We start from the raw sequence: 12,223 nt of genomic DNA, 5'->3' as shown, positions 1-12,223 counted from the left end.
ATTTGCGCCCCTGTGTTTATACCTGTCCTTCAAAGCTCGTACGATTCGGATTCGCCCTTGAGCGCCTGTTCGATCAGCTTGCGGTTCAGCGTCGGCGACAGCAGCTCCACGAGCGTATATACATAGCTGCGCAGGTAGGCGCCCTGCTTGAGCGCGACGCGCGTCACGTTGCTGCCGAACAGGTGGCCGACCGGAATCAGCCGCAGGTTGCGGTCGCGCTCCGGGTTGAATGCGATGTCGGCCATGATGCCGACGCCGAGGCCGAGTTCGACGTAAGTCTTGATCACGTCGGCGTCGATTGCCTCGAGCACGATGTCCGGCGACAACCCGCGCAGCGCGAATGCGTGATTGATCTTCTTGCGGCCGGCGAACGCGTCGTCGTACGTGATCAGCGGGTATTGCGCGAGATCGTCCAGCGTGACCGGCTTGCGTTCGAGCAGCGGATGGTCGGCGGGTACCACGGCCGCGTGATGCCACTGGAAGCAGGGCAGCGACACGAGTTCCTTGTAGTCGGCAATTGCCTCGGTCGCGATCGCGAGATCCGCCTGGTCGTGGATCACCATCTCGGCGACCTGCGTCGGGCTGCCCTGCAGGATCGACAGGTGCACCTTCGGGAAGCGCTTCTTGAACTCGGCGATGGCCGCCGGCAGCGAGTAGCGGGCCTGCGTGTGGGTGGCGGCGATCGTCAGGTTGCCCTGATCCTGGGCTGCATAATCTTTTCCGACCCTTTTCAGGCTTTCAACTTCCTGCAGGATCCGCTCGACCGACGCGAGGATGATCCTGCCCGGCTCGGTGAGCGAGCGCACGCGCTTGCCGTGCCGCGTGAAGATCTCCACGCCGAGTTCGTCCTCGAGCTCGATGATCGCCTTGGACACCCCCGGTTGCGACGTGTAGAGCGCCTTGGCGGCCTCGGTGAGGTTGAAATTCTGCCGGACGGCCTCGCGCACGAAGCGAAATTGGTGCAGGTTCATTTATAACCCTTCCGCATATCAACAGAATTTTTTAGTCGTTTGAAATATAAGGCGAGTTTATTACGATTCACCGGAGTTTTTCAAATATGGATATCTGTTTTCGTCATTAGCAATCCAGCCGGGCAGCGGAACGCCGGCGATGGCGACGGAACCGAGATCCGGGCGCGACGTGGCTAGGACGTCGCGCGGTCATCACGAAAACCCTGGGGTCCCCGAATGTATCAGTACGACCAGTACGACCAGACGATCGTCGACGAGCGAGTCGCGCAGTACCGCGATCAGGTGCGCCGCCGCCTGTCGGGTGAGTTGAGCGAGGACGAGTTCCGTCCGCTGCGCCTGCAGAACGGCCTGTACATGCAGCGCCACGCGTACATGCACCGCATCGCGATTCCGTACGGCAACCTGCGCAGCGAGCAGCTCCGCATGCTGGCGCGCATCGCCCGCGAACACGACCGCGGCTACGGCCACTTCTCGACGCGCTCGAACATCCAGTTCAACTGGGTCCAGCTCGAGGAAACGCCCGAGATCCTCGCGAAGCTCGCGTCGGTGCAGATGCACGCGATCCAGACGTCGGGCAACTGCATTCGCAACATCACGGCCGACCAGTTCGCCGGCGTCGCGCAGGACGAGGAGATCGATCCGCGTCCGTGGTCGGAAATCCTGCGCCAGTGGTCGACGTTCCATCCCGAATTCGCATGGCTGCCGCGCAAGTTCAAGATCGCTGTGTCCGGCTCGAAGCACGATCGCGCGGCCGTGCAGATCCACGACCTCGGCGTGTACCTGAAGAAGAACGCGCAGGGTGAAGTGGTCGCCAGCATTCTCGCGGGCGGCGGCCTCGGCCGTACGCCGATCGTCGGCGCGGTGATCAAGGAAGACCTGCCGTGGCAGCACCTGCTGACCTACTGCGAAGCCGTGCTGCGTGTATATAACCGCTACGGCCGCCGCGACAACCTGTACAAGGCGCGGATCAAGATCCTCGTGAAGGCGCTGTCGCCCGCGAAGTTCGCGCAGCAGGTCGAGGACGAGTGGCAGCACCTGAAGGACGGCCCGTCGACGCTCACGCAGGCGGAAGTCGACCGCGTGTCGCAATACTTCAAGCCGCCCGTCTACGAGAAGCTCGCCGACACCGACGCGTCGTTCGAACAGCACCTGCTCGAGAACAAGGCGTTCGCGCGCTGGGTCGAGCGCAACGTCGCGCCGCACAAGGTGCCGGGCTATGCCGCCGTCACGCTGTCGCTGAAGGATCACCGCGTGGCCCCGGGCGACGCGACCGATGCGCAGATGGACCTGGTGGCCGACTGGGCCGACGCGTACTCGTTCGGAGAACTGCGCGTGTCGCACGAGCAGAACCTGATTCTCGCCAACGTGAAGAAGCGCGACCTGTTCGCGGTGTGGGAAAAGGCGAAGGCGGCCGGTTTCGCGACGCCGAACATCGGCCTGCTGACCGACATCATCGCGTGCCCGGGCGGCGACTTCTGCTCGCTCGCGAACGCGAAGTCGATCCCGATCGCGCTGGCGATCCAGCAACGTTTCGACGATCTGGACTACGTGTACGACCTCGGCGACCTGTCGCTGAACATTTCCGGTTGCATGAACTCGTGCGGTCACCATCACGTGGGCAACATCGGCATTCTCGGTGTCGACAAGGACGGCGCCGAGTGGTACCAGGTGTCGCTCGGCGGCGAGCAGGGCACGGGCCGCAACGGCGCGCGCCTCGGCCGCGTGATCGGGCCGTCGTTCTCCGCGGAGGAAGTGCCGGACGTGATCGCGAAGCTGATCGACACGTTCGTCGAGACGCGCATCGACGGCGAGCGCTTCATCGACACGTACGACCGCATCGGCATCGCGCCGTTCAAGGAGCGCGTGTATGCGGCGCGCCAGGCAGTGAACGCGTAACCAACCGGGTAGAAGGAATTTGCAGATGGCTTCGATTATCAAGAACCGCGCAGTGATCGACGACGCATGGCAGGTCGTGCGCGCGTCGGAAGACGGTGCGCTGCCCGCGGTCGACGCGTTGCCGGCCGGCAAGGTGCTGGTGCCGTTCGCGCTGTGGCAGGCCGAGCGCGCGGCGCTCGTCGCCGCGAAGACGAAGGAAGAACTCGGCGTATGGCTCGCGCCGGACAGCGAGCCGGCCGATCTCGTGACCGACTTCGGTGCGATCTCGCTGATCGCCGTCGATTTCCCGCGCTTCGCGGACGGCCGCGGCTACAGCATCGCGCGCCTGCTGCGCGAGCGCCACGGCTGGACCGGCGAGCTGCGCGCGATCGGCGACGTGCTGCGGGACCAGTTGCTGTACATGTCGCGTTGCGGCTTCGACGCGTTCGCGGTGCGTGCCGACAAGGACATCCGCGACGCGCTGAATGCGTTCGGCGAATTCACGCAGCGTTACCAGGGCGCGTTCGACGAGCCGGCACCGCTGTTCCGCCGCCGCGACGCCGCGGTCGACGCGAAGGTGAGCGCATGAGCACCGCGACCGCACTCACGCCCGAACTCGCCGCGAAGGTCGAGCGCCTCGACACGCTGCTCGCGCAGATCGGCGCGCGCCACGAGAAGGTGAAGTTCGCGAGCAGCCTCGCCGCGGAAGACATGCTGCTCACGCACGCGATCCTGTCGAAGGGCGTGGCGATCGGCATCTTCTCGCTGAACACCGGTCGCCTGCACGCGGAAACGCTGGGCATGATCGACCGCGTGCGCGAGCGCTACGGCTACGAGATCGAGCAGTTTCACCCGCGCCAGGATGCGGTCGACCAGTACGTCGCCGAGCACGGCCTGAACGCGTTCTACGAAAGCGTCGAGCTGCGCAAGTCGTGCTGCCACATCCGCAAGGTCGAGCCGCTGAACCGCGCGCTGGCCGACGTCGGCGCATGGGTCACGGGCCAGCGCCGCGAGCAGTCGGTCACGCGTGCGGAGCTGCACGAGGAGGAACGGGACGAAGCGCGCGGGATCGCGAAGTACAATCCTCTCGCCGACTGGACGGAAGCCGACGTGTGGGCATACCTGAAGGCGTTCGACGTGCCGGTCAACCCGCTGCATGCACGCGGCTACCCGAGCATCGGCTGCGAGCCGTGCACGCGCGCGATCCGCCCCGGCGAGGACAGCCGCGCGGGCCGCTGGTGGTGGGAGTCGCGCGACACGAAGGAATGCGGGCTGCACATCGCGATCACGCCGATTCCGGCGAATGCCGAAGCCGGCGCCGCGCACTGAAAGCCGACAAGAAACCGAATATTGCGCCGCCCGCGCGAGCGGGCGGCACGAACCCAGAAGAGAAGGACTGAAATCATGAGCACGACGCTCGAGCAATCCGCCTTTGCCCCGCCCACCGGTGCCGACGACCGCATGGGCCACCTCGACTGGCTCGAAGCCGAGTCGATCCACATCCTGCGCGAACTCGTTGCGGAATGCAGCAAGCCGGCGCTGTTGTTCTCGGGCGGCAAGGACTCGGTCGTCGTGCTGCACCTCGCGCTGAAGGCGTTCGGCCTCGGCGCGAACCGCAAGACGACGCTGCCGTTCCCGCTCGTGCACATCGACACCGGCCACAACTACGAGGAAGTGATCGACTTCCGCGACCGCCGTGCGCAAGAGCTCGGCGCCGAACTGGTGGTCGGCCACGTCGAGGATTCGATCAAGCGCGGCACGGTCGTGCTGCGCCGCGAAACCGATTCGCGCAACGCCGCGCAGGCCGTCACGCTCCTCGAGACGATCGAACAGCACGGCTACACGGCGCTGATCGGCGGCGCGCGCCGCGACGAAGAGAAGGCGCGCGCGAAGGAGCGGATCTTCTCGTTCCGCGACGAATTCGGCCAATGGGATCCGAAGGCGCAGCGCCCGGAACTGTGGAGCCTGTACAACGCACGCCTGCACAAGGGCGAGCACCTGCGCGTGTTCCCGATCTCGAACTGGACCGAGCTCGACGTGTGGCAGTACATCGCACGCGAGAACCTCGAGCTGCCGTCGATCTACTACGCGCACCAGCGCGAGATCGTGCGCCGCAACGGTCTGCTCGTGCCGGTCACGCCGCTCACGCCGATGCGTGACGGCGAGACGAGCGAGCTCGCCCAGGTGCGCTTCCGCACGGTCGGCGACATCAGTTGCACGTGCCCGGTCGAGAGCGACGCGGACGACGTCGAGAAGATCATCGCCGAGACGGCGGTGACCGAGATCACCGAACGCGGCGCGACCCGGATGGACGACCAGGCATCCGAAGCCGCGATGGAACAGCGCAAGAAGCAAGGTTATTTCTGAAGCACACGAGGACATTCACATCATGAGCATCATCGAGAACAACGAAGACCTCGGCGTGCTGCGCTTCATCACCGCGGGCAGCGTCGACGATGGCAAGAGCACGCTGATCGGCCGCCTGCTGTACGACAGCAAGGCCGTGCTGTCCGACCAGCTGTCCGCGCTGTCGCGCGCGAAGAACAAGCGCACGGTCGGCGACGAGATCGACCTCGCGCTGCTGACGGACGGGCTGGAAGCCGAGCGCGAGCAGGGCATCACGATCGACGTCGCATACCGCTACTTCGCGACCGCGAAGCGCAAGTTCATCATCGCCGACACGCCGGGCCACGAGCAGTACACGCGCAACATGGTGACGGGCGCATCGACCGCGCATGCGGCGATCATCCTGGTCGACGCGACGCGCGTGACGGTCGAGAACGGCGTCGCGCAACTGCTGCCGCAAACGAAGCGCCACAGCGCGATCGTGAAGCTGCTTGCGTTGCAGCACGTGATCGTCGCGATCAACAAGATGGATCTCGTCGACTACAGCGAAGCGCGCTTCAACGAGATCCGCGACGCGTACGTCGCGCTTGCGAAGCAGCTCGGCCTGAAGGACGTTCGTTTCGTGCCGGTGTCGGCGCTGAAGGGCGACAACATTGTCGGCGCGAGCGAGCGCATGCCGTGGTACGCGGGCGAGCCGCTGCTCGACGTGCTCGAGTCGCTGCCGGTCGAGACGCAGGCGCATGACGCGCTGCGCTTCCCGGTGCAGTGGGTCGCACGCCAGGATGGCAGCTCGGCCGACGACTTCCGCGGCTACATGGGCCGCATCGAGTCGGGCGAGGTGAAGGTCGGCGACGAAATCGTCGTGCTGCCGTCGAACCGCACCGCGACGGTCGCCGAGATCGTCGCGCCGGTGCCGGGCGGCACCGCGTCGGTTGCGCACGCGTTCGCGGGCCAGACGGTGACGATTCGTCTCGAAGAGGACGTCGACGTATCGCGCGGCGACATGTTCGTCACGACGGCCGAGACGGTCGCGCCGGCGAAGAAGCTCGAGGCGGACCTGTGCTGGTTCGACGAGACGCCGCTGTCGCCGCAGCGCAAGTACCTGCTGAAGCAGACCACGAGCACGGTGTTCGCGAAGATCGGCGCGGTCAAGGAAGTGCTCGACGTGCATACGCTGTCGCACGCGACCGACCGCCAGGAACTGAAGATGAACGACATCGGCCGTGTGGCGCTGACGCTGCAAAAGCCGATCGTCTGCGATACGTACGACGCGCACCCGGGTACGGGCGCATTCGTGCTGATCGACGAGGCGACGCATCACACGGTCGCCGCCGGCATGATCCGGGCGTTCTCGGCATAACCGGCGTTCAGCGCCGCCCGTGCGGGCGGCGCGCGCCGGTCGCCGTCCACGAGCAGGACAAGCGAAGCGACAAACATGGGCAAGGTGTATCTGATCGGAGCAGGGCCGGGCGCCGCGGACCTCATCACGGTGCGCGGCGCGCGGCTGCTCGAGCAAGCCGACGTCGTGCTGCACGACGCGCTCGTCGAGCCGGCGATGCTCGACCATGCGCCGAACGCGCGGAAAATCGCGGTCGGCAAGCGCTGCGGGCGGCGTTCGACCGCGCAGCACTTCATCAACAAGCAGATCGTCGATGCGGCGCGCGAGCATGCGTGCGTCGTGCGCCTGAAGGGCGGCGATCCGATGCTGTTCGGTCGTGCCGAAGAGGAAATGCGCGCGCTCGAGGCGGCCGGCATCGAATATGAAGTGGTGCCGGGCATCACCGCGGCGCTGGCCGGCGCGGCGACGCTGAAGCGCTCGCTGACATTGCGCGGGGTGTCGCGCAGCGTCGCGTTCGCGACGCACAGCCGCGCACCGGGCAGCGACGAGATTCGCGAGGCCGCACGCGCCGATTCGATCGTCTACTACATGGGCCGCGACAGCGCGCCGGGCATCGCTCGCGATCTGATCGACGCGGGCCGGGCGCCCGCGACGCCGGTCGCGATCGTCGAAGCTTGCAGCACCGCGCGCGAACGCACGCTGACGCTCACGCTTGCGCAGATGGCGGCGGGCGACGCGCAGGCGTGGCTCGATCCGGCGGAGCCGAGCCTGCTGATGATCGGCGATGCATTCGCCGAACGCGTGCGGCACGTGAAAGAGAGCGATGCGTTGCAGGACGCCGCTTGAGTCGATCGCGCAGTTCGCAGACGAAAAAAAAGCGCCGGCTTCCGAAGCCGGCGCTTTTTTGTTTGGGCTCGCCGCTTCGGCCGGCGATTCGCTTACGCGTCGTGGCCGATCTGGTCGATGCAGTAGCGCGCGATCGCATCGAGCACGCCGTCGTCTTCCCCGACGGCCGTCGCGCAACGGATCTCGATGCCCGGATGCGCGGCACGGCACGCATCGACGAGTTGCGGCAGGTCGCGGCGCACATGCCCGCCCTGACCGAAGAACACGGGCACCACGGTGATGCGCGTGCAGCCGGCCGCGACCTGCGCGGCAACGGCCGTATCGAGCGACGGCGTCATCAGTTCGAGAAACGCGAGCGACACGTGCGGGGCAGGGGAGCCGGCCCCGCGCAGCCGCGCGGCGAGCCGCTCGAACGGCTCGGCCCAGCGCGGATCGCGTGCGCCGTGGCCGAACAGGACGATGCCGTGCGAACTCATGTCGAAGCCTCCGTCGTGACGGCGCTCAGTGCCGGTCGACCCACTTGAGCGCGAACAGGCCGAGCGCGAGATAGATGAGGCCCGGCGTCGCAGCGGTCAACGGCGCGGGCCACGTATTCAGCGTGCCGATGTGCGAGAACAGCGTGTTGAGCAGCTGGAAGCTCATGCCGAGCATGATGCCGCCGAACACCTTCACGCCGACCACGCCGGCGCGCGTATGCAGGTACGCGAACGGCAGCGACAGCACGAGCATCACGAACACCGCGAACGGGTAGAGCAGCTTGCGCCACAGCGCGATGTCATAGCGCTGCGTGTCCTGCTGGTTTTCGCGCAAGTGCTGGATGTAGCGGAACAGGTTGATGATCGACATCCGTTCCGGCGACACGAGCAGCACCGACAGGATCTGCGGCGTCAGGTCCGAGCGCAGCCGGTATTCGGGCAGCGTCACCTGCTGCGACCGGTACACGGGGTTCAGCGCGTCGGCCGGTTCGCCGCTGATCGGCTTGATCGGCGTCAGTTCGGTTTCCGTCACGCCCTTGAGCAGCCAGTGGCCGGGCGGCTCGTAGCGGCCCGTCTGCGCGATCCGTACGTTCTGCAGCTGGAATTTCGAGTCGAATTCGTAGATGCGCACGTTGCTGATCGTCGAATCGGGCGACAGGCTGCCGACGTTGACGAAGCGCGTGACCTGCTCGCCGTTCTCGCGGGCCGCGAGCGTGTCCTTCACCCACACGCCCGACTGGAAGTTCGACGACACCGACGCGCCGAGCGCCTGCAGCCGCACGCGTTCGGACAGCTGGTCGGCGTACGGGCCGACGAACTCGCCGATCAGGTAGGTGACGATCACGAGCGGAATGCCGATCTTCAGCAGCGAGCGCAGCGCCTGGTTGGTCGCGAGGCCCGACACGCGGAAGATCGTGAATTCCGAGTTCGCGGCCATCTGCGCGAACACGTAGATCGCGCTGATCAGCGCGGCGACCGGGATGATCTCGTAGAAGCGCGACGGCGTTTGCAGCGCGACGCGCAGCACCGCGTAGCCGAACTTGTAGTTGCCGTGCCCGACCGAATTCAGTTCGCTGATCAGGTCGAAGAAGAAGAACAGGCCCGAGAACGCGAACAGGATGAAGACGAACGTGACGTAGATCTGCCGCGCGAAGTATTTTTCATAGAGCCGCATCGATCATGCTCCCGAGCGGCCGAACAGCGCGCGTGTAAACAGCGGACGATTGCGCACGCGCAACCAGAAGATGAACGCGACGATCGCCGCGACGACCAGGTGCAGGCCGATGAGGCCGACGCCGAACGACATCTTGCCCTGCTCGATCTGCGCCTGCACGACGTTCAGCAGGTTCGAATACGTGAGGTAGATCAGCACGGCCATCACGAGGTTGATCGTGCGGCTGCGGCGCGGATTCTGGTACGACAGCGGAATGCCGAGCACCATCAGGTTGATCGCGATCAGCGGCAGCCCCGCGCGCCACGCGAATTCCGCGAGGTTGTCGCGCGTCGGGTTGCGCAGCAGGTCGGGCGTCGGCGTGCTGTTCGTGGTCGGCACGTTGGTGACCGGCGTGCTCGTGATCTTCACGCCGTAGCGCTGGAACTCCATGATCTTGAAGTTCGGCTGGCCGGGCGTGCCGTCGTAGCGGCGGCCGTCCTCCAGTACGACGAAGCGATCGCCGTCCTTCGTTTCCGTATGGCCCGTGTGCGATACCACGACGTTGACCTTGCCGTTCTCGGTCGACGTGACGAACACGTTCTGCACCTTGCTCTGGTCCGGCGACATCTTCTCGATGAAGAACACGCGATGGTTCGCGGCCGATTCGCGGAACTGGCCGGGCGCGAGCAGCGAGATCTCGTCGCGCTGCTGGAAGCGCGCCTTGATCATCTTGCTCTGCTGGTTCGACCACGGCCAGCCGACGAACGCGAAGAATGCGATCAGCAGGACGATCGGTGTGGCGAACACGCCGATCGGCTTGATGAGGCGCGTGAGGCTCACGCCCGATGCGAGCCACACGACCATTTCGGAGTCCCGGTACCACCGGGTCAGCACAAACAGGATCGACACGAACAGCGTGACGACGAGCATCACGGCCAGATAGCCGATCACGGTCAGGCCGATCAGCACGAGCACGTCGCGCGGATCGATTTCGCCGGACGCGGCATAGCCGACGATGCGGATCATCATCGTCGTGAGCATGATCGTGAGCAGCACCATGAACACGGCGCCAGCCGTATACGCAAGCTCGCGCTGGAGGGAGCGTTCGAAGATCATTCTTGATGAGAAGAGGGCGGGAGGCTGCGCACGCGTGGTGGAGCGCTCGCGCCGCCACGGGAAAAATAGCGGATAATTGCGGCTTTCATCCTTAGCCCAGATTTTATCCGAGGACAAGCGCGATGGACTTTAGCATAAAAGGCTGTGATTGGAGCAAAGGCGAGGCCAAGGGGTTCCTGACCGGGAAGTCCGACTGCATCGTGCTCGGCATCTTCGAGGCGCAGACTCTCTCGGGCGCGGCGCTCGACATCGACACGGCCACCAAGGGGCTGATCTCGCGCTTGGTGAAGGCCGGCGACATGGACGGCAAGCGCGGCAAGACGCTGTTCCTGCACGAGGTATCGGGCATCGGCGCGTCGCGCGTGCTGCTCGTCGGCCTCGGCAAGCAGGATGCTTTCAATCAGAAAGCCTATAACGACGCGGCGACGGCCGCATGGCGCGCGCTGCTGGCGACCAAGGTCGTTCAGGTCACGTTCACGCTCGCGCAACTGCCGGTCGACGAGCGCGGCTCCGACTGGGGCGTGCGCGCGGCAATCCTCGCGCTGCGCAACGAAACGTACCGCTTCACGCAGATGAAGAGCAAGCCGGAACCGGCGTCGCACGCGCTCAAGCGCGTCGTGTTCAGCGTCGACCCGGCCGATGAAAAGGCGGCGAAGCTGGCGGTCAAGCAGGCTGTCGCGCTGGCGAACGGGATGGATCTCACGCGTGACCTGGGCAACCTGCCCGGCAACGTGTGCACGCCGACCTATCTCGGCAACACCGCGAAGAAGATCGCGAAGGATTGGGGTCTGAAGGTCGAGGTGCTCGGTCTGAAGCAGATCCAGGCGCTCAAGATGGGCTCGTTCCTGTCGGTCGCGCGCGCATCCGTCGAGCCGCCGCAATTCATCGTGCTGCATTACCAGGGCGCCGCGGCGAAGGCCGCGCCGGTCGTGCTGGTCGGCAAGGGCATCACGTTCGACACGGGCGGCATCTCGCTGAAGCCGGGCGAGGCCATGGACGAGATGAAGTACGACATGTGCGGCGCGGGCTCGGTGCTCGGCACGATGCGCGCGGTCGCCGAAATGGGCCTGAAGATCAACGTCGTCGCGATCGTGCCGACCTGCGAGAACATGCCGGGCGGCAACGCGACGAAGCCGGGCGACATCGTCACCAGCATGAAGGGGCTGACGATCGAGGTGCTCAACACCGACGCCGAGGGCCGCCTGATCCTGTGCGACGCGCTGACTTATGCGGAGCGCTTCAAGCCGGCCGCGGTGATCGACGTGGCGACGCTGACGGGCGCTTGCGTGATCGCGCTCGGCGGCCACAACAGCGGCCTGTTCTCGAAAGACGATGCGCTCGCGGGCGAGCTGCTCGATGCATCGCGCGAAGCGAACGATCCGGCGTGGCGCATGCCGCTCGACGACGAATACCAGGATCAGCTGAAGTCGAATTTCGCGGACATCGCGAACATCGGCGGACGCCCGGCCGGCGCCGTGACGGCGGCGTGCTTCCTGTCGCGCTTCACCGAAAGCTATCCGTGGGCGCACCTGGACATCGCGGGCACCGCGTGGAAGGGCGGCGCGGCGAAGGGCGCGACCGGCCGTCCGGTGCCGCTGCTCGCGCAGTTCCTGATCGACCGCGCCGGCCAGTGATGGCGGGTCTCACGACGATGCAGGTGCGCGGGCGATGACGCGAATCGATTTCCATTCGAACGTCGGCGATTCGCTCGCGTACGCGTGCCGGCTGCTGCGCAAGGCCTATCAGGCCGGGCAGCCGGTCGTCGTGCTCGCGGAGCCCGCGCGCCTGCGCGCGCTCGACGAGCGGCTCTGGACGTTCTCGCCGCTCGATTTCATTCCGCACTGCGGCGTCGACAGCGCGCACGCGGCCGGCACGCCTATCGTGCTGACCGCGGATCTCGACCAGGCGCCGCATCACCACGTGCTGCTGAACCTCGGCGCGGCCGTGCCCGCGCAGTTCGCCCGCTTCGAACGTCTGCTCGAGGTGGTAGGCAATGCGCCGGACGAACTGGCCGCGGGCCGCGAGCGTTACCGTTTCTACCGCGATCGCGGATACGCGCTGAACAACTACAAGCAAGGCAGCTAGCCGAAACCGTCGACGG

Annotated in this window: 12 protein-coding genes; 8 read left to right on the top strand and 4 right to left on the bottom strand. The window is 65.9% G+C overall.

The features are described 5' to 3' along the window. Window positions 1–29 precede the first annotated feature (29 nt). A complete protein-coding gene (locus WI26_RS11965) occupies window positions 30–971 on the bottom strand; it encodes a CysB family HTH-type transcriptional regulator (protein WP_009689198.1) in 942 nt (313 codons plus the stop codon). Between the two features lie 216 nt (window positions 972–1,187). On the opposite strand from WI26_RS11965, the gene WI26_RS11960 reads away from it, so the two are divergent. The 6 genes from WI26_RS11960 to cobA all read left to right on the top strand — a co-directional run bounded on the left by WI26_RS11960 (window position 1,188) and on the right by cobA (window position 7,377). Then, window positions 1,188–2,867, top strand: a complete 1,680-nt coding sequence (locus WI26_RS11960; protein ID WP_069226019.1) for a nitrite/sulfite reductase — start codon at window positions 1,188–1,190, stop codon at window positions 2,865–2,867. A 25-nt stretch (window positions 2,868–2,892) separates the two neighbouring features. Then, window positions 2,893–3,435 (top strand): DUF934 domain-containing protein, encoded by a 543-nt coding sequence (locus WI26_RS11955; RefSeq protein WP_069226018.1) that lies wholly within the window; start codon window positions 2,893–2,895, stop codon window positions 3,433–3,435. Beyond that, window positions 3,432–4,175, top strand: coding sequence for a phosphoadenylyl-sulfate reductase (locus WI26_RS11950; RefSeq protein WP_059538426.1), 744 nt, complete (start codon window positions 3,432–3,434; stop codon window positions 4,173–4,175). Before WI26_RS11955 ends, WI26_RS11950 begins: the two co-directional genes overlap by 4 nt. Window positions 4,176–4,250: 75 nt before the next feature. Then, the gene (cysD, locus tag WI26_RS11945) at window positions 4,251–5,213 is read left to right on the top strand and encodes a sulfate adenylyltransferase subunit CysD (RefSeq protein WP_059468264.1); all 963 of its coding nucleotides are present in this window, start codon (window positions 4,251–4,253) and stop codon (window positions 5,211–5,213) included. 22 nt (window positions 5,214–5,235) lie between these two features. After that, window positions 5,236–6,552: a sulfate adenylyltransferase subunit 1 gene (locus tag WI26_RS11940; protein ID WP_059468263.1), complete on the top strand. Its 1,317-nt coding sequence runs from the start codon at window positions 5,236–5,238 to the stop codon at window positions 6,550–6,552. Window positions 6,553–6,627: 75 nt separating this feature from the next. After that, on the top strand, window positions 6,628–7,377 hold the full coding sequence (gene cobA, locus WI26_RS11935; RefSeq protein WP_069226017.1) for a uroporphyrinogen-III C-methyltransferase: 750 nt from the start codon (window positions 6,628–6,630) through the stop codon (window positions 7,375–7,377). Between the two features lie 92 nt (window positions 7,378–7,469). On the opposite strand, the gene WI26_RS11930 is transcribed toward cobA, so the two are convergent. The 3 genes from WI26_RS11930 to lptF are packed head-to-tail and all read right to left on the bottom strand — an operon-like array spanning window position 7,470 to window position 10,122. Then, window positions 7,470–7,853 carry a sirohydrochlorin chelatase gene (locus WI26_RS11930; RefSeq protein WP_059538428.1) on the bottom strand — a complete coding sequence of 128 codons (384 nt, stop codon included), beginning with the start codon at window positions 7,851–7,853 and terminating at the stop codon, window positions 7,470–7,472. A gap of 25 nt (window positions 7,854–7,878) precedes the next feature. After that, complete coding sequence (gene lptG / locus WI26_RS11925) at window positions 7,879–9,027, bottom strand: LPS export ABC transporter permease LptG (RefSeq protein ID WP_059468260.1); 1,149 nt, start codon at window positions 9,025–9,027, stop codon at window positions 7,879–7,881. A gap of 3 nt (window positions 9,028–9,030) precedes the next feature. Beyond that, window positions 9,031–10,122 carry an LPS export ABC transporter permease LptF gene (lptF, locus tag WI26_RS11920; RefSeq protein WP_069226016.1) on the bottom strand — a complete coding sequence of 364 codons (1,092 nt, stop codon included), beginning with the start codon at window positions 10,120–10,122 and terminating at the stop codon, window positions 9,031–9,033. Window positions 10,123–10,244: 122 nt separating this feature from the next. Between lptF and WI26_RS11915 the strand changes: the two genes are divergently transcribed. Both WI26_RS11915 and WI26_RS11910 read left to right on the top strand, forming a co-directional pair. Beyond that, window positions 10,245–11,756, top strand: coding sequence for a leucyl aminopeptidase (locus tag WI26_RS11915; protein WP_069226015.1), 1,512 nt, complete (start codon window positions 10,245–10,247; stop codon window positions 11,754–11,756). A gap of 34 nt (window positions 11,757–11,790) precedes the next feature. Further along, window positions 11,791–12,207 carry a DNA polymerase III subunit chi gene (locus WI26_RS11910; protein WP_059468257.1) on the top strand — a complete coding sequence of 139 codons (417 nt, stop codon included), beginning with the start codon at window positions 11,791–11,793 and terminating at the stop codon, window positions 12,205–12,207. Window positions 12,208–12,223: the final 16 nt, after the last annotated feature.

Source organism: Burkholderia diffusa (assembly GCF_001718315.1).
GTDB classification, from domain to species: Bacteria; Pseudomonadota; Gammaproteobacteria; order Burkholderiales; family Burkholderiaceae; genus Burkholderia; species Burkholderia diffusa_B.
Note: the sequence above shows the minus strand (reverse complement) of the source record. Positions and strands in the feature narration are given on the sequence as shown.

Coding starts and splice junctions, on each gene's coding strand:
- WI26_RS11965 (WP_009689198.1), bottom strand. CDS start 971: ATGAACCTGCACCAATTTCGCTTCGTGCGCGAGGCCGTCCGGCAGAAT.
- WI26_RS11960 (WP_069226019.1), top strand. CDS start 1,188: ATGTATCAGTACGACCAGTACGACCAGACGATCGTCGACGAGCGAGTC.
- WI26_RS11955 (WP_069226018.1), top strand. CDS start 2,893: ATGGCTTCGATTATCAAGAACCGCGCAGTGATCGACGACGCATGGCAG.
- WI26_RS11950 (WP_059538426.1), top strand. CDS start 3,432: ATGAGCACCGCGACCGCACTCACGCCCGAACTCGCCGCGAAGGTCGAG.
- cysD (WP_059468264.1), top strand. CDS start 4,251: ATGAGCACGACGCTCGAGCAATCCGCCTTTGCCCCGCCCACCGGTGCC.
- WI26_RS11940 (WP_059468263.1), top strand. CDS start 5,236: ATGAGCATCATCGAGAACAACGAAGACCTCGGCGTGCTGCGCTTCATC.
- cobA (WP_069226017.1), top strand. CDS start 6,628: ATGGGCAAGGTGTATCTGATCGGAGCAGGGCCGGGCGCCGCGGACCTC.
- WI26_RS11930 (WP_059538428.1), bottom strand. CDS start 7,853: ATGAGTTCGCACGGCATCGTCCTGTTCGGCCACGGCGCACGCGATCCG.
- lptG (WP_059468260.1), bottom strand. CDS start 9,027: ATGCGGCTCTATGAAAAATACTTCGCGCGGCAGATCTACGTCACGTTC.
- lptF (WP_069226016.1), bottom strand. CDS start 10,122: ATGATCTTCGAACGCTCCCTCCAGCGCGAGCTTGCGTATACGGCTGGC.
- WI26_RS11915 (WP_069226015.1), top strand. CDS start 10,245: ATGGACTTTAGCATAAAAGGCTGTGATTGGAGCAAAGGCGAGGCCAAG.
- WI26_RS11910 (WP_059468257.1), top strand. CDS start 11,791: ATGACGCGAATCGATTTCCATTCGAACGTCGGCGATTCGCTCGCGTAC.